This is a genomic window from Cryobacterium sp. CG_9.6 (assembly GCF_029893365.1).
In the GTDB taxonomy this organism is placed as follows: domain Bacteria; phylum Actinomycetota; class Actinomycetes; order Actinomycetales; family Microbacteriaceae; genus Cryobacterium.
On the sequence record NZ_JARXUZ010000001.1, the window covers coordinates 127,831 to 143,847 of the forward strand.

Sequence of the window (16,017 nt, forward strand, 5' to 3'; positions counted from 1 at the left end):
GTCATGGGGGGTTTCAAAACGATGAGCCGCAAGAACCGGGATAACCGGCTTCGGCGGCGCCTATTCATTGCCGGCCTGGCCGTATTTCTTCTGTTCGACGTGGTCTTGGTGTCTGTGGCACTCACCACGGGTCAACCAACCACTGATGCCGGTGCGGTGGTCGAGCCGGTGGCATCCGCTCCTGCCGTTGAACCCACCCCCACTCCGGTGGAAACCACGGCGGCAGCCGTCGCACCTGTTGCCACGGTGGCACCCACGCGAATATTGGCGGCACTTGACGCCACAACTGCCTGGCGGGCCACAACGGGTGCCTGCCCGGCCGCGCCCGCTGCACCCGAGTTGACCACCGACTCTGGTGCCACGTGGGACGGATTCAACGCAGCTATCGACACCGACGCCTCCTCTATTTTGGCGATCAATGTTTTCGACGAAGCCGAAGCCTCCCTGGTGACCCTCAACATCACCGACTGCGCCCCGCAGCTGGTGAGTACCTTCGTTGCTGGCGAGCAGTGGCGGGCCTACTCGGATCGCGTCGATGCCGAGTGGTACGTCGACCCGGCGACATCCGCTGTCGTTCACAGCCCCAGCGGCGATGTGACGGCCCCCTGCGGAGCTGTTGCCACGCTCGCCGCCACGGATGACACAACGGCGGCCGTGCTGTGCACCGACGCGTCTGTGTTCACAACAGTGGATGCCGGCGCCACGTGGTCGGCGGCGGCATCCGTTCCCGGCGCCGCAGCGCTTACGGCCTCGACCGAGGGCTACCGAGTGGCCGTGGTGAACCCGACCGGCTGCACCGGCATCTCACTCGTGACCATCTCGTTAGTGGGCGCACTCGACTCCACACCCGCGGCCTGCGTGTCGGCCACGGTGAACCCCGGTGAGGTTGCCTTGTCTGCGGCCGAGGATGGCACGCTCTGGCTCTGGGCCGGCGATGCCTTTGCTCGCTCGACTGACAATGGTGTGTCGTGGGCCTGAGCGGTCAAACGCGCACCTGGCAGCGCGCCTACGCCATAAGGCTCTTTCTGACCGATCTTCTCGTTGTTGTCGGTACGGTGCTCGGCAGCCAGGTTCTGTGGTTTGGCACACGTCGCTCAGAATTGAGTGTTCCGCTCGAAGAGATGCGTAACTTCACCATTGGGTACACGCTCGTGTCCCTGTGCATCATCGTGCTCTGGATGCTCGCCCTCGCATACTTCGCTACCCGCGACCATAAAATAATCGGAACCGGCATTACCGAATACAAACGGCTCGTAGATGCCACGATTCGGGTCTTTGGCACCACCGCCATCATTTCGTTTCTCTTCAAGGTGGATCTGGCGCGCGGATACTTTCTGACCGCTCTGCCTATCGGGCTTGTCCTCATCGTCCTTGGTCGCTGGTCTTGGCGGCACTGGCTTGTCTCCCGGCGCCGTGAGGGCCGGTATGTGCACCGGACCCTCGTGGTGGGCGAGCGCGTGAAAAGCGAACACGTAGCTATCGGTGTTCGACGTGATGCGGGCGCCGGTCTCTTTCTTGTCGGGGCCATCACAGAGAACGGCACCGTGACCGAAGACCTCATCGAGGGCGTGCCCGTGCTCGGCAATTTCAGTCAAATTCTGAATGCCATTGATGCCTCGCGTGCCGACACCGTTATCTTGACCGGTGCCGACAACTACGGACCCCGTCAAATGCGGGAGCTGGGCTGGGAGCTTCAGTCCCGCAAGGTGGACCTGATTATGGCCCCCGCACTCACCGACGTTGCCGGCCCTCGAATTCACGCACGCCCGGTGTCTGGGCTGCCACTCATCCAGGTTGACTTCCCGTCCTTTGAAGGACGCCGGCACCTGGCGAAGCGTACCTTCGACGTTATTTCCTCCGGGCTCGGTCTTCTCGTGATCAGCCCCCTACTGTTGTGGATCGTCGTCGCCATCCGTCGGGACAGCGCCGGGCCCGCGTTCTTCTTTCAGAAACGTGTCGGCCTGAACGGCAATGGATTCCGAATGATCAAGTTCCGCTCCATGGTGACAGACGCAGAAGAGCAGCTCCCGGGCCTGCTCGACCAATCCGAAGGCAACGGAGTGCTCTTCAAGCTGAAGGCAGACCCACGCATCACCAAGGTTGGCTCCACGCTTCGCCGATTGAGCCTGGACGAACTGCCGCAGCTGGTGAACGTCTTCCTCGGGCACATGTCTCTGGTCGGCCCACGCCCGCCACTCGCGAGCGAAGTGGAACAGTACGACGGCTGGGCCGAGCGCCGCCTCCTGGTGAAGCCCGGTATCACCGGTCTCTGGCAGGTGAGTGGTCGTTCGGACCTTTCATGGGACGACAGCATACGGCTGGACCTCTACTACGTAGAAAACTGGTCCCTTCTTGGGGACGTCATCATCTTGTACCGCACCGTGCGGGCTGTCGCACGACCGAATGGAGCTTACTGAAATGCCAAGCGTTGTAATCATTGGGACGCGCGGATATCCGAGTTACTACGGTGGTTTTGAAACTGCTGTCAGAAAGCTCGCGCCGTACTTGGTTGAGCAAGGTTGGGACGTCACCGTCTATGGAAGGCACGGAGCGACCAGCGCAACTGATCCCAATCTTGACCCACGTGTGCACTCCAAAGTGACCCGAGGCGTGGAGCGGAAATCGCTCAGCACCCTCTCTTATGGGCTAACAGCCTGTCTTGACGCTGCCCAGCAGAAGCCCGATGTTGCTCTCGTAATGAACGTTGCAAACGGATTCTGGCTCCCTATCTTGAAGGCACGGGGCATCCCCACGCTGATTAACGTAGATGGAATTGAGTGGGACCGCGCAAAGTGGGGTCGGATGGCTAAGTGGATGTTTCGGACTGGCGCCAAACTCACGGCCCGCTTTGGAACGCGTCTAGTGTATGACTCCAAAGTAATCGCGGAACGTTGGAAGCGAGACTTTGGTACAGATGGTGCCTTCATCCCGTATGGAGGCGATGTGCCACCTGAACTGCCGTTGGAGCGCGGTCTAACTCATCGCGGCTACGTGCTCGTCGTAGCGCGATTTGTTCCCGAGAATACAATTCCCGAATTCCTTGTTGCTGCGGAATCGATTTCTCAGACATATCAAGTTGTAATCGTCGGTTCAGAGGGTTACGGCGGGCCACTCGACGCACAGGCTGCAGCCCTTGCAAAGTTGAACCCGAAGATCACCTGGCTTGGTCACGTCAGCGATGACCGCCGTCTCTTTTCTTTATGGCAACACTGTGGCGTCTATTTCCATGGCCACAGCGTTGGCGGCACGAATCCTGCGCTAGTTCAAGCAATGGCGTGTGGAGCACCCACGGTTGCGAGAGACACTGATTACAATCGTGAAGTTCTGGGCCCGTCCGGAAGGTTTGTTGCCCCAAATAGCATCGATATATGGCACGTAATATCAGCTGCGATGGCCGACCCCAAGTGGCAGTCTGAGGCAATTGCGCGCGGGCGCAAACGGATAGAGGACACCTACACATGGGAAAAGGTCTGCGAGTCCTACGAAGAGAATCTCTTTAGCCTCGTGGATGCACAAACGAATGCAGACTCCGATCGAATTCAACAAAAGTCCGCCGCCAGGTTGAGCTCGTGAGCCGCTTCCACAGATTTAAGGGCCTGCCCCGAAACCAAAACCTTCATGCGACGATGCACGTGTACCTACGTGTTGCGTTCATGGCCCTCCGGGCCTTGACGGTAAAGCCACTCCTTAAGAGATCGACGGGCGCACTTCTTCTAGGCCGCGGCGCACGAATTTTGAATCCGAGCTACGTGAGCCACACGGGGAGACTGGTCCTGGAGCCATATTCGGAACTTCAGGGAATATCACGCGGGGGCATTAACCTCGGAGCGGATGTGTCTATCGGCCGGGGCACGACCATTCGCCCCAGCAGCTACTACGGAGGCGAAGTCGGCGAAGGCCTATGGATTGGCGACAGATCCAGCATCGGCTGTGATGGATTCATAGGTTGTTCTGGGCGAATCTCGATTGGGTCCGACGTGATGATTGGGCCCGGCGTGCGTGTCTTCTCTGAAAATCACTCATTCGATAGCTTGGCAAGCAGCATTAAATCACAAGGAGTTACTCGGAGCTTTGTTGAGATAGGAGACAACTGCTGGATCGCGAGCGGCGTGACGATTACTGCAGGTGTTCGTATTGGATCTGGAGTGGTCATAGCCGCTGGCAGTGTTGTCACCCGGGATATTCCCGACAACTCGGTCGCCGGAGGCATACCGGCCCGAGTCCTTCGTCAGCGCGGGGGAAAGTAAACCATGAGTCGAAGTAGGTCCGGGATTGTTTTCGTCCACTCCTCAAACGAAATGTACGGTGCCGACAAGGTTTTGCTGCAGGTGCTCAAAACTCTTCCCCCGACTGAACTAAGCTCAACCACGGTATGGCTGCCTGACGACGCATCGTCATCCACTTATAGCTTGGACGCAGAGTTGAAACGTAGCGGATTCAACTTTGAAATTCGGGCCCTACCAATTCTCCGGCGCAAGTACCTATCCCCGCGGTTCCTCCCAAAGACGCTACTTATGATGCTCCGAACCGCATACAAACTGCTCAGACTAAGACCGCAGACAGTTTATTTGACGACGTCCGCATCGCTTGCTGTAGGCATTCTTGCGCGGCTCCTAGGAGTCCCTCACGTTGTCTTGCACTGCCAAGAAGTCTGGCGCGGGCGTGAAGCATTCGTGCTTGGCGCGCTTGCGACAGCGGCGACGGAATGCCTGTGCATCTCGAATGCAGCAAACGAGGCTCTGAAGGGACCTGTTCGAAATCGCTCAAGGGTGATGTTGAACGGTATCGAGGACTATGACCGGCCTCGATACGAACCTGAGGACCGGGGCGGCAAGCTAAATTTCTTGGTAGCAAGCAGATGGAATTCTTGGAAGGGGCACGCGACTCTGCTAGCCGCCTGGGATGCTGGCGTTCCCCTTGGTGAGCTTGTCATTTTGGGTGGCCCTCCTGAAATGGGGAAGCCAGTCGATGTTCCACGCCTCGTGGAGCGGATGACAAATCGTGGGACCGTTGTGATTGGCGGTGAGGTACAAGACATCGCGACTTTGGTTGACGCGGCAGATTTTGTTGTGGTGCCTTCTGATGAGCCCGAGCCCTTCGGGCTAGTTGCCATAGAAGCGTTCGCGCGAGGACGGGCCGTTATCGGGAGCGACGGTGGCGGGCTCTCGGAGATCATCGATGATGGCAAAACCGGTCGAGTATTCCCTCTGCGTGACCCCAAGGCACTGAGGTCAGTCTTGGAGAGCCTCGACATTGGACAGGCGCAAGCAATGGGTTCAGCTGCCAGAGATTCCTACCTCCGCACATATTCCATTGAGGCTTTCAACAGCAGATTCAGATCCTTCTGGACTGAAATATCTCCAGCTGGACGTGCCGAGTGACTCCGACCGCGACAATTGTGTATTGGTACAGTCGCGCCTCAATGCCCCGTGATGGTGGAGGGTTGCGGGTACTCGCATGGGAAGAGGCTTTGCAAAGCCTTGGCTACTCAGTGGAGATTCAGGGAATCAACCCTCAAGGGCCGAGCCTCAACGACAACCCCTCATTCTTAACAAGCACCAAGCGAATGATCGCGCCGATGCCGTTCTCGCGTGCCATCCCACCGTTGCGAAAGGCGGATCTTCATGTAATGACCGTTCCCGTGGTTTTCAAATCTGCAGCCCAAGCGATTCAGAAAGAGTCGCTGATCTTCGACTGGATGGATCTCTGGAGTGTTAATGCTCGGACGATGGGGGCCTCATCCCCTCTTTCAATCCCCGGTGGGCTAACGCAGAGCCTAGTCTGGAAGCATCGAGAGAAGAATCTGCCCCGGAGGGCTCGCTTCAATACAGTGGCTGGCTTCGGTGACCTTGCAGTTATCGGTAGTCATGCGACCGCGGGCTGGCTACCAACGCCCACCCGCATGTACCCGCGGACTTTCAACGCACCAGGTCGACCTCGACGCGTTGGGTTCATAGGAAACTTGGGGTATGAGCCAAATGAGATGTCCCTGAGGAAATTTTTTCGTGATTTTGGCCATCAACTCTCGTCTAAGAAGCTCGAAATCGTTGTCGCAGGATTCGGTTCTGAGCGCGTCAAAGGTTGGGGTGTGCCGGCAACCGTCCTAGGCTCGTTGGACGAGCTAGAAAGTTTCTACGACAGTATTGACGCGGTGATTGTGCCGATCGACCACGGTGGAGGTATCAAGGTCAAGGCTGTTGAGGCCTTAGCGCGTGGGCTCATCGTTTATGGGACGGACCATGTCCGATCGGGCTTCAGTCCAGATTTTTGGCCTTTGATCAGGAATATTGATGAGTTATTTCAATCTGAATTATTAGATCAGCCATCAGCACCTACAGAATCGGTCAATGCACAAATAGCGTCGCGTTTCACACAAGACGCGTTCACAGCTTCTGTTGAAGAAATACTCAAAAGATGAGGCGCGCAAACTATCAATGGATCGCACGAATTGCTGATCAACTCAAGAGACTGAATGGAGTTCGTCGAATGTCGACTGCCCAGAGGACGCCGGACGTAGGTACATGTTCATAGTTATTGGCCTTGTCGGCCTAGTCGCTCTACTTGTCGTCGGGCATTTTCTCGGAAGCCTGAATGTCTTGCTGCCACTCATGCTTGGGAGTCTTTGTTTTCTTCCAAAGGTACTCATCGGCGGTACCGTTGCCGATCAGACCAGGGCATCTATTTCGGGTGCCGAACCACGGGTAATGACCTACACTGTGGCCATTTGTATCGTGGTCCTCGTGGCGAGCTTTTTGCATAGAAAAGGCACGCTGTGGACTACCTATAGCGCTTTCACCATCTTCCTACTGATCTGGGTCTCCTTGGTTTGGGCTGGAAACGGCGAGCAATGGGCCGGGGTCGTACATCTCGGCGTCGCTACTTTGGCGTGGGTTGCGGGTAGCTACATCTCGACACACGTAGCTTCAAGCGGTAAGTCAGAACAGATTCTTGCAGGCTGGCTATTCATTGCGGTCTTTGTTCAGGTCGCAATTTCTGTTGCACAAGTAGCTGGCATTCCGTTGTTTCCCCTTGGCGCTTCAGCCGCTGCAGACACAGGCCTTCTTGGGAGGGTGAACGGTTCATTCGGGCATCCGACAACCCTCGGCAAAATCCTGCTCTTGTTGACTGTCCTCCTACTGCCCCTCACAAAATCCTCGGACCCGAGGGCTCGAAAGCTTGCATGGTGGGCCATCTGTCTCTCGGCAATCCCCTTCATCTTGTCGGGAGGCAGAGCGAACTTTTTTGCAGTGATCATCATGGTCGTGATCTGGGCTATGACTTCGGAGGGCGCTCAGCACGCCGGCAGACGGGTAATGATTCCCTTGGCCGCGATTGGCGTCGTGGCCGCATCAGCCGGTGTTTGGCTGGGTCGATTCGAAACTGGCGAAATTGGGGGATATCGTGCTCGTTTTACTGACGTAGCACTCGCCCAGATAGAGATGAGACCATGGTGGGTGGGGACTGGTCCAGGTACCTACGTGACTGCAGTCGGGCCCTATGACGCGCTCACAGCAACCGGATGGCCCGTACATAATTCGGTCCTTTTGGCCGTTGTTGAACTCGGGTTCCTTGGTGCAATCCTCTTATTCCTGCCTATTTTGATTCTCATGGTCCGGGCCTGGCGTACGCGACGATCGTTACACGCAAACGGTTGGTATTCACGCGCCATTCTTGCGTCGTTCCCCGGAATCTCGATAGTGGCGCTCACCGGCTGGGGCATGATGGCTGACACATTGCCATTATGGCTGTTTGTGTTGGGGTTCTGTGAGGAACAGATTAGACGGTCAACCGCACGCAACGACATCGGTCGTCCCGCAAGCTTCAGCCCACGAATTACGAGACTCCGAGCAGCACCCTAACCAGTCCATACCTCTGTGGGGTCAATTCATATTCCGAGCCCGAATACTCGGACGCCCACAATCTATTCAAGAACATGACAGGACCTTACCTTTATGATTCAGCGCATGAAAACTCTAGTGAAGAGGCACTTGCCTACTCGAGTTCTGAATAGCTGGAAGACGATGCAGACAGGCCTAACCAATACTCGGGAGGCACTTCTTGATGCGAAACGTCACCGCGTCTATGGAGGTCCGGGAGAGGGCTCTTTCGATTCTTCCTGGACCGGACGGCAACTGGAAACTCAACTGACCAAGGACTATCACAGAGTTGAGAAGGGGTTAGCGCTTCGTGAACCCAAACGCCCGTTCGGTGCAGAAGTAGAAAAGAGACTTCGAGTAGGCCTAAGCACTCTTGCAGCTGGGACAGCGGGTCCGATTACCTATGGTTCTTTCGCTGAATCTGCGCTGACTGCCCTGCAAAGTTGGAACGCCGGAGGTGCGGCTGACCCCCGGGTCGCTTTACCCGTCGTCCGCGATGACGTGCTTCGCCAAGCTAACTCGAGCGAAGCTCGAACTATTCTCTTCGATGACTTCTTCACGTCCCGGAGGAGCATCAGGGACTTCGACAGCTCTCTTAACGTCGACATCGCGGACATTGAGGCGGCTGTAGCGCTGGCAACGAATACTCCATCTGTCTGCAATAGGCAGGCGTTTCGAGTACACATGTATACAGGGAAGCAGGCTGTTACCTCAGTCCTATCTCAGCAAAATGGGAATGCAGGTTTTCGGAATTCAATTCCAGTTGTGCTGGTAGTAACCGTTGATGCGCGGCTTTTTTCTGGCGCATCAGAGCGCAATCAGAGATGGATTGACGGTGGACTTTTTGCCATGACTTTGGGGTGGGCTCTTCATTCACGAGATCTCGGGACATGCTTCCTAAACTGGTCGATGAAGAATTCCGAATCGGACGCCCTCCGAAGCTCGGCAGGAATCGCGGCACACGAAGACATCGTTACCCTGATCGCAGTCGGCATTCCGCCAAAGAGTTTCAAGGTAGCGAGGTCTCCCCGTAGGCAGATTGATGAGGTTCTGGTGAGGCATGCCTGAGAGATGTGCTTGTCTGCCAATACTGCGCGACCGTGAAGGCAGCCCTCAACTAAAATGGTCGCAGTCTTGTTGTGAATGAAATGATCTGCCTGGTCTTCGCAGCGCCAGCGTGATTTTCAGCAATTGCCCGCATTTGGGGACCTAAACCAATAGCTCACTCGGGTTTACTCTGTGCTCCATGACCCAGACTCCTCGCCGCCAGTTCGTCGTCGGTATTGCTGCTGCACTGGCTGCTGCAGCAACTGGTGCGAAAACCGTGCCTGGGAATTCAGTGCCGAATGAAATCCAGCCGTCATCGAGCGACGAAGTGATTTCAAGCCTCATTGACAAGCCAGAGTCTCTAACTAGACGTGTCGTTTCGGCAAACTATGCACCCTTGGTTGCCTTCAATTCGAACAACTACGCTTCAATCAACGAGATGTTCCGCGCGGTGAATTCCTTCGGTCGAGCCTGTGAAATCGAGATCGTCCCAGGGCAGTACGTTGTAACGCCGCTACGTATAGACAGCCCCGATGTTCGAATTATTGCCTACGGGGCAACACTTCGGTTGGCCGCGGGCACCGATCAGATTCTGCTGTCGATCGGTGTCAACGCAGTGCGATTCAATGCGGAGGGCATCACGCTCGATGGAAACTACACGGCGCAGCTCGGTACGTCGCACTGCCTTGTTTTCGAAGAATACTTCGGACTGACATTTAGGTATGCCGATCGATCGAACATCATTAATTCCCACATCATCAACGCATTGACAGACGGCGCGAGAATCGAGGCAGCGCGTTTGCAGATTCAATTTCGTCATGTCACCATACGAGATTTTGGTCGGTACGGTTGGGTCGTTAGATCGACAGACTGTGCGTTTAGTCACGGTGGCATTGGCGGGATACGTGGTCAAGTTGGTGCATATATTGATGGGGGAGCGAACTGGGTGCGGGATAGCGGAATCTGGTCGAACTCGAAATACGGGATTCAGCTCACGCGTCGGGCCGCGAGTTGTTTAATAGTTCACAACTCGATAGATAACAACATTGGCGCGGGCCTTGGCGCCATAGGTGCAGCTGGAAGCTCGCTGAACACTCTGGTTTCTGGAAACCTATTCCGCGGGAACAGCACCGCGGGCATTGGTTTGCACCCCGACATCTACCTTGAGGAGGTAGCCGCCTTGAGTTTTCTTGGTAACTTCTCGGGTGCCTCTGGAGGCAGCTCTGCGAGGACTAGCTACGCTATCCAGACCGGAAACGGGGTCGGGTTTATCAACGAGATCGGAAACTACTGGGCATCCTCGACGTACCACGTAATGGGGCGATTCAGCAATGTGGATGCACTTAGAACTCGGCTCTTTCACTCAGATATATATCCTCAACTTGCCACTGATGTGGCATTGCGCTCAAAAGTGGCTTCCGACCTGTACGAGAGGTTTCGTGTCCGGGGTGATGGTGAAATAACTTGGGGTACCGGCAGTGCACCGCTCGATACGAACCTGTATCGAGCGGGCCGTAGGGTCCTCAGGACTGATGGAGCCATCCACGCTGAGAGCCTGAGACTACATGGCGCTGGAGGTGCTGGGTTCATACTATTTGAGGTACCACAGACGGCTTCTCAAGGCCTACCATCTGCCGGTCAGGCAAGAGCATTCGCTAGGTTGAGCAATCAGGGCCGACCGGAACTTGTCTTCCAAACGTCCCTAGGTGAAGCAGTCTTTACGCCTCAGGCAGGTACGAGCTCGCAGCGCCCTCCGGCCTCCAACCCCGGCCAACAGTATTACGACACTACATTGAAGAGACCAATTTGGTCTGATGGGACGACCTGGCGCGATGCAGCAGGACGTGGCGTCTAAGCAGCATGGCGAGTAGGGCTTGTGGGTAGCGCCAGTCCGGCGACCTGGTAGCGCGATTCCGGTTACACGGTAGCGCGGGCCAGGGTGATCTGCTCTGCTGTGAGAGGGCCACGCATCAGGCGTGGTCCTTTTCAGTAAGGGGCGGGTTATGGCGGACTATCGAAGAATCTTGGGGTTGTTGCTGGAGGGGCGGAGTTACCGCGAGGTCGTGGAGATTGCGGGGTGCTCCCATCGCGACGTGGCCCGGGTCCGGCACGAGGTCCAGCGACGCGGTGTGATCTCGACGGTCGCGGTTAGCGACGTCGAGCTGGCCGAGTGGTTCCCCGACGGTCGCCGGAACGTGTCGGAGGAGTATGACCAGCCCGACTTATCGCGTGTGCTTGCGTCGATGAAAGCGAACCGGCACTTCACGTTGCTGTTGGCGTGGCGTCGCTATGTCGACACCAAGGACGCCGGGAAGAAGTATGGGTATTCGCAGTTCTGCGCCCTGTTCACCGACTACCTCCGCACCCATGACTTGGTCGCGGTGCTGTGTGTTTTGTCAACTTGAAGCCGGCCATTTGAGCACTAATTAACCGGCCAGTGCGGCACTGTTTCCGGCCATTTGAGCATGGTGTCTGCAGCGGCCTGGTTTTGGGGTCGTTTCATCGCTCTGCTCCGCGGCGGAGTGGCGTTTGGGTGGCTCGGATGGCTTTGGGTCGAGGTCGGCCGGGCGCGACGCTATTTCATGAGGGCGTGTTTCACGCGGTAGGACTCTCCGCGAAACTGGAGGAGGCGGCCGTGGTGGACGATGCGGTCGATGACGGCAGCGGCCATGTTGTCGTCGCCGAACACTGTTCCCCAGCGCGAAAATTCCAAATTTGTAGTGATGATCAGGCTTCTTTTTTCATAACCATCGGCGATGACTTGGAAGAGTAGCCGCGCGCCCTCGGTGTCAATGGGTAAGTAGCCAAATTCATCAATTGCGATTAGCCGGTTTCTGGCTATGTTGGCCAGCTCCCGGTCGAGTCGGCCTTCGTCTTTAGCGCGGCGCAACTGCATGACTAGGGATGAGGTGGTGAAGAAGCGTGCCGGGATTCCTTCGCGGCAGGCTGCGGCGATCAGTGCACTGGCGAGGTGAGTTTTGCCGGTGCCGACATCGCCATAGAGGACCAGGTCCTCGGCTCGGTTGATGAATTCCAGCGACGTCAGCTCTTCCCGGCCGTAGTCCTCGGGGAACTTGACGCTCGAGTAGTCAAAACCCGTGAGTGATTTCAGTGCGGGCAGCCGGGCGGCGCTCAACAGTCGTTGGCGGCGTGATGCTTGTCGGGATTCGTGCTCCGCAAGGAGCATCCCGTGGAGGTATTCGCGTTGTTTCGGGGTGCCTTTCTCAGCCCATTTGAGCAGCACCGTTTGGGTCAGTGATGCCTGCCGGCCGGTGTCGATGATGTCTTGGACGGTGATGAGGCTCATGCGATTTCTCCCGTCAGAGTGTTGATGGTGTTGATGGTGCTGAAGGCGTCGGTGGTGAAGATGTCATAAACGCTCAAGTCCACGTTCTCCACCGACGGGGCAGTGCCGTCGGCCAGGCGCCGGGCGAGCATGCCCAGTGCTGCGATCTCCGGGGTGTCTCCGCGCTGGATGAGCAGGTCAGCAGCAGTGATGGCGGCGTCGAAACCGGCTGATCCCGATGCGGCATCAACGGCGCTGAGGAGCCGGCGGCGGTTGGTGGCGGTGGCTGTGTCAAGCCAGTCGCGCACCAGCCCCGGGACCAATGGCCGCAGTTGGGAATGGCCCCAGGCTCCGGGTTTGGTCACTAGCAACGGCAGCAGGGCGGCCGGTTCGAAGATCGTCTCACTCTGGTGACCGAAGGCTCGCGGGAATGAACGGACTGGTGTGGCGTGCTCGTCGAGGATCTCGACGACGTCATGGCGGAGTCCGACCGTGAGAGTGCGGCTGTGGAAAGAGGACCCGGCGGCGTAGGTGTTCCCGTCAATGAGGAGGCTCCCTTTCTTGTCGGCCGTGCGGGATTCATAACGCACCGGGTCAAAGCCAACGCCGGGCAAAGCAAGGCTTGCGGCGACGTCCTGGGCGAAGAGCTCGCTGATGGGCAGGCCTTTGCGGTAGTGCGTGGCCTCAGCCAACGCCATGCACCGCACCATTAACACGTTGTTCAGGCCCTGCAGGGTGGCCGCCTCGGGCTCGGGGACCATCAAGTTCCGCCGAAGGAAACCGACCGCGTTTTCCACGTTCCCCTTCTCATTGCCGGAGTACGGGTTGCAGTACCGGGACTCGGATCTGTAGTGCAACTTGAACGCGCCGAACAGTTTCGTCTCAACGACCTTGGTGCCAACGCGGCGGCCGATGCCGGTGGCGTTGTCAAAGACGAGGTGCCGGGGAGCCGCACCGATGTGATCGAACACGGTTCGCAGCCCGTGGCAGACACACTCGGCGGTTTCGCCGCGGTAGGCCTGAACGAAGCGCATGTTCGAAAACGGGAACGTGACAACGAAGATGTGCAGAACCTGCCGGATTCCGCCGATGATGGCGTCGGCCTGACCGAAGTCAACCTGCGCGGTGCCAGCCGGCCAGACCAGTTCGGTGAAGCCCTCCCCGGCCTGGCGGTGTTGGTCGTTCCACGTCCTGACGAAGCGTTGCACCGAGGAGTAACTCCCGGTGTAGCTTTCCTCGGTGGCGAGGCGATCAAAGACCCGCTTGGCGGTGTGGCGTTGCTTCCGGGGCCGACGCTGATCCTCACCCAACCACATCTCAATGGTGGTCTCACACCCGGTCAAAACTGACCCAGCGGGCCGGGGCACGGGTGCCGGTGGTTTCGGCGAGTAATCCTGCTGCTTGGTGTATTTGACCACCGCGTCGCGACTGACTCCGAGCCTGCGGGCGATTTCACGGCCCGCGATTCCGTGAGAGTCGAGAGTTCTGATATTTTCTTGCACGGACATGGGTACCGTCATCTGCTTCCTGGTTCCTTCCGGCGCGACCGCTTGGCAGTTGCTGCGCCGTAAGGAACCTATCGGGGGGTGGCGGGCCCATGTCTCCAGCTCACTGAAGAGGGCCTCGGCCACCGGTGATCTCAATCTCTGCGCCATCCCCGAATCCACGGTCGTGGAGGGGAATCGACTGGCCTGATTTTTAGTGCTCTTTTGGCAGGAAACCAGCCGCTAACTTGGCAGGATTCCACCGCCGAAACGGCCTACAAAGAGTTGATCACACACATGCTGCGCCATGAGCCTGGTCGGGCGATGCTGGTGGACTGGGCCGGCGACACGATGGACGTCGTCGACACCATCACCGGCGAGGTCGTCAGAGCAATTCTGTTCGTCGCGGTGCTGCCGTATTCGGGACTGATGTTCTGCCGCGCCTACGCGGATATGAAGTCTCCGGCGTGGCTCGACGCGCACGTTCAAGCGTTCGCGTTCTTCGGCGGCGTGACGCAGATCGTCGTGCCGGATAACCCAACAACGTCCACCCACCAGACTCATAAGGGTGATGCGGAGCGGATCGTTAACGCCAGGTATCAGCAGCTCGCTGATCACTACCAGACAGCAATTGTTCCGGCCAGAGTGAAAAAGCCCCGCGATAAAGCGGCTGCCGAGAATGCGGTGAACGTGGTCAACAAACGCGTCATCGGCTACCTCGAGGACGACGTCTTCACGACGCTGGGCGAGTTGAACGCGGCGATTGAGGAACGGGTGCGGGAGATCAACCATGACATCCGCCGCGCTGACGACACCACCCGGTGGGAACGCTTCGACAGCGAGGAGCGGGAGCTGCTGGGCCCTCTTCCAGATGCGGGGTTCGAGGATGTCGAGTGGAAGGAGCTGAAGGCGGCCCGAAATTACCATGTCACCGCGGACACGCAACGGTATTCGGTGCCGTTCGCTCTGGCGGGCAAGCTGCTGCGGGTTCGGCTGACGTCGTCACGGGTGACGGTCTTCGACGGGCACGAGAGCATCTGCGAACACCCGCGGCTGACGGGCCGCAAAGGCCAATACTCGACCCTGCCGGACCATGTCCCGCCGCAGCACCGCGATATCGACGGGCTGTGGTCGAGGCGCTGGTTCACCGACCGGGCGCGCAGCGTCGGGCCGGCCACCGTCACCGTGATCGAGCAGATCCTGGACAGCCAGGCGATCGAAGCGCAGGGCTACCTGTCCTGCCAGAACATCCTCGACGGGCTTGGCAAGAACAACCGGGAACGGCTGGAGGCGGCCTGCCAGGAGCTCGTGAACCGCAGCGCGCATCCGACCTATTCGACGCTGAAACGGTTGATGGCGGCCATCGACAGCGACACGAAAAAGCCGCGGGCGAAGGTCCCGGCCGCCTCCACGCGCAAACACGTCAGTACGGTCGTGTTCCGCGACACCATGCCGGATGTTTATGTGCGTGACGCCTCGCACTATGCCCGCGACGAGGAGGTCAAGTGATGTTCACCAGCGTTGATTACGACAAGTTCCGGGCCCTGCGGGTGACCCATGTTGCGACTCGGCTGGAGGAACTCATTCAGGACGAAGCCAACGACATCCTCACCCCCGAGCAGCTGTTCCTCACCGCGGTCGACGACGCGTTGGAGTCTCGCCGGATCAATAAGGTCGACAAGCTCATCCGCCAGGCTGCGTTCCCGATCCCGGGCGCCACCATCGCCGAGGTCGACTATCGCGAGGGACGCGGCATCACCCAGGTCAGGATGCGACGCTATGCCGCTCATGACTGGCGCTCCGATGCGACGAATCTGCTGATCATTTCACCCACCGGAGGCGGGAAAACCTATCTCGCCTGCGCGTTGGCCATCGGCGCCTGCGAGAGCGAGCATTCGGTGCTCTACTACCGGATGGACGACCTCGCCCGAAAGCTCGTCATCGCTCGCGGTGATGCCATCGCTCACCAGAAGCTGTTGAACGAGCTGTCGAACGTCGACCTGCTCATCATCGATGACTTCCTCACCGTCGGCATCGACAGCGACGCTGGCAACGACCTATTCGCGATACTCGCCAACCGGGAACACCGCCTCCCGACGATGATTGCCTCGCAGACCGGACCCGCGCACTGGGTCGTCGAGCTGCCCGACCGCGTCGCAGCGGACTCGATCGTGAACCGCCTCGCCAACAACGCCCGCATCATTAAGCTCGGCCAGATCGACATGCGCCAGCAGCGCAACGACCAAGCCCGCGCCCACGAGAGCTACTGGGAATAACACCAAAGCGGCCCGGGCACCACTCCCGGGCCGCTACCACCTCGTCA

The 16,017-nt window shown here is 58.2% G+C and carries 13 protein-coding genes; 11 read left to right on the forward strand and 2 right to left on the reverse strand.

The window, feature by feature from the left end:
- The first annotated feature begins 3 nt into the window (after positions 1–3).
- The 9 genes from H4V99_RS00580 to H4V99_RS00620 all read left to right on the forward strand — a co-directional run bounded on the left by H4V99_RS00580 (position 4) and on the right by H4V99_RS00620 (position 11,329).
- A complete protein-coding gene (locus H4V99_RS00580) occupies positions 4–978 on the forward strand; it encodes a hypothetical protein (protein ID WP_280674586.1) in 975 nt (324 codons plus the stop codon).
- Positions 969–2,417: a sugar transferase gene (locus H4V99_RS00585; RefSeq protein WP_280674588.1), complete on the forward strand. Its 1,449-nt coding sequence runs from the start codon at positions 969–971 to the stop codon at positions 2,415–2,417. The genes H4V99_RS00580 and H4V99_RS00585 overlap by 10 nt, the downstream gene beginning before the upstream one ends.
- On the forward strand, positions 2,404–3,573 hold the full coding sequence (locus tag H4V99_RS00590; RefSeq protein WP_280674589.1) for a glycosyltransferase: 1,170 nt from the start codon (positions 2,404–2,406) through the stop codon (positions 3,571–3,573). The genes H4V99_RS00585 and H4V99_RS00590 overlap by 14 nt, the downstream gene beginning before the upstream one ends.
- Before the next feature lie 1,199 nt (positions 3,574–4,772).
- Complete coding sequence (locus H4V99_RS00595) at positions 4,773–5,381, forward strand: glycosyltransferase family 4 protein (protein WP_280674591.1); 609 nt, start codon at positions 4,773–4,775, stop codon at positions 5,379–5,381.
- Positions 5,382–5,422: 41 nt separating this feature from the next.
- Positions 5,423–6,418: a glycosyltransferase gene (locus H4V99_RS00600; protein ID WP_280674592.1), complete on the forward strand. Its 996-nt coding sequence runs from the start codon at positions 5,423–5,425 to the stop codon at positions 6,416–6,418.
- 103 nt (positions 6,419–6,521) lie between these two features.
- Positions 6,522–7,859, forward strand: a complete 1,338-nt coding sequence (locus tag H4V99_RS00605; RefSeq protein ID WP_280674594.1) for a hypothetical protein — start codon at positions 6,522–6,524, stop codon at positions 7,857–7,859.
- 105 nt (positions 7,860–7,964) lie between these two features.
- Complete coding sequence (locus tag H4V99_RS00610) at positions 7,965–8,945, forward strand: nitroreductase family protein (RefSeq protein ID WP_280674596.1); 981 nt, start codon at positions 7,965–7,967, stop codon at positions 8,943–8,945.
- Between the two features lie 178 nt (positions 8,946–9,123).
- The gene (locus tag H4V99_RS00615) at positions 9,124–10,779 is read left to right on the forward strand and encodes a right-handed parallel beta-helix repeat-containing protein (RefSeq protein WP_280674598.1); all 1,656 of its coding nucleotides are present in this window, start codon (positions 9,124–9,126) and stop codon (positions 10,777–10,779) included.
- A 148-nt stretch (positions 10,780–10,927) separates the two neighbouring features.
- Positions 10,928–11,329, forward strand: a complete 402-nt coding sequence (locus tag H4V99_RS00620; RefSeq protein ID WP_280674600.1) for a hypothetical protein — start codon at positions 10,928–10,930, stop codon at positions 11,327–11,329.
- Between the two features lie 170 nt (positions 11,330–11,499).
- Here H4V99_RS00620 and istB read toward each other — a convergent pair whose 3' ends face one another.
- Entirely contained in the window at positions 11,500–12,231 is a 732-nt protein-coding gene (gene istB / locus H4V99_RS00625; protein WP_280674602.1) for an IS21-like element helper ATPase IstB, read from the reverse strand.
- Positions 12,228–13,718 carry an IS21 family transposase gene (istA, locus tag H4V99_RS00630; protein WP_280679857.1) on the reverse strand — a complete coding sequence of 497 codons (1,491 nt, stop codon included), beginning with the start codon at positions 13,716–13,718 and terminating at the stop codon, positions 12,228–12,230. The genes istB and istA (H4V99_RS00630) overlap by 4 nt, the downstream gene beginning before the upstream one ends.
- Positions 13,719–13,919: 201 nt before the next feature.
- Here istA (H4V99_RS00630) and istA (H4V99_RS00635) point away from each other — a divergent pair, with 201 nt between their 5' ends.
- Positions 13,920–15,203 (forward strand): IS21 family transposase, encoded by a 1,284-nt coding sequence (gene istA, locus H4V99_RS00635; protein WP_280674604.1) that lies wholly within the window; start codon positions 13,920–13,922, stop codon positions 15,201–15,203.
- Positions 15,203–15,970, forward strand: coding sequence for an ATP-binding protein (locus H4V99_RS00640; RefSeq protein ID WP_280674606.1), 768 nt, complete (start codon positions 15,203–15,205; stop codon positions 15,968–15,970). The genes istA (H4V99_RS00635) and H4V99_RS00640 overlap by 1 nt, the downstream gene beginning before the upstream one ends.
- The last annotated feature ends 47 nt before the right edge of the window (positions 15,971–16,017 follow it).

What these genes read in the sequence shown, in the direction of transcription:
- istB (WP_280674602.1), bottom strand. Translation starts at nt 12,231, where the DNA reads ATGAGCCTCATCACCGTCCAAGACATCATCGACACCGGCCGGCAGGCA.
- H4V99_RS00595 (WP_280674591.1), top strand. Translation starts at nt 4,773, where the DNA reads ATGTTGAACGGTATCGAGGACTATGACCGGCCTCGATACGAACCTGAG.
- H4V99_RS00600 (WP_280674592.1), top strand. Translation starts at nt 5,423, where the DNA reads ATGCCCCGTGATGGTGGAGGGTTGCGGGTACTCGCATGGGAAGAGGCT.
- H4V99_RS00620 (WP_280674600.1), top strand. Translation starts at nt 10,928, where the DNA reads ATGGCGGACTATCGAAGAATCTTGGGGTTGTTGCTGGAGGGGCGGAGT.
- H4V99_RS00610 (WP_280674596.1), top strand. Translation starts at nt 7,965, where the DNA reads ATGAAAACTCTAGTGAAGAGGCACTTGCCTACTCGAGTTCTGAATAGC.
- H4V99_RS00590 (WP_280674589.1), top strand. Translation starts at nt 2,404, where the DNA reads ATGGAGCTTACTGAAATGCCAAGCGTTGTAATCATTGGGACGCGCGGA.
- H4V99_RS00615 (WP_280674598.1), top strand. Translation starts at nt 9,124, where the DNA reads ATGACCCAGACTCCTCGCCGCCAGTTCGTCGTCGGTATTGCTGCTGCA.
- H4V99_RS00640 (WP_280674606.1), top strand. Translation starts at nt 15,203, where the DNA reads ATGTTCACCAGCGTTGATTACGACAAGTTCCGGGCCCTGCGGGTGACC.
- istA (WP_280679857.1), bottom strand. Translation starts at nt 13,718, where the DNA reads ATGTCCGTGCAAGAAAATATCAGAACTCTCGACTCTCACGGAATCGCG.
- H4V99_RS00605 (WP_280674594.1), top strand. Translation starts at nt 6,522, where the DNA reads ATGTTCATAGTTATTGGCCTTGTCGGCCTAGTCGCTCTACTTGTCGTC.
- H4V99_RS00580 (WP_280674586.1), top strand. Translation starts at nt 4, where the DNA reads ATGGGGGGTTTCAAAACGATGAGCCGCAAGAACCGGGATAACCGGCTT.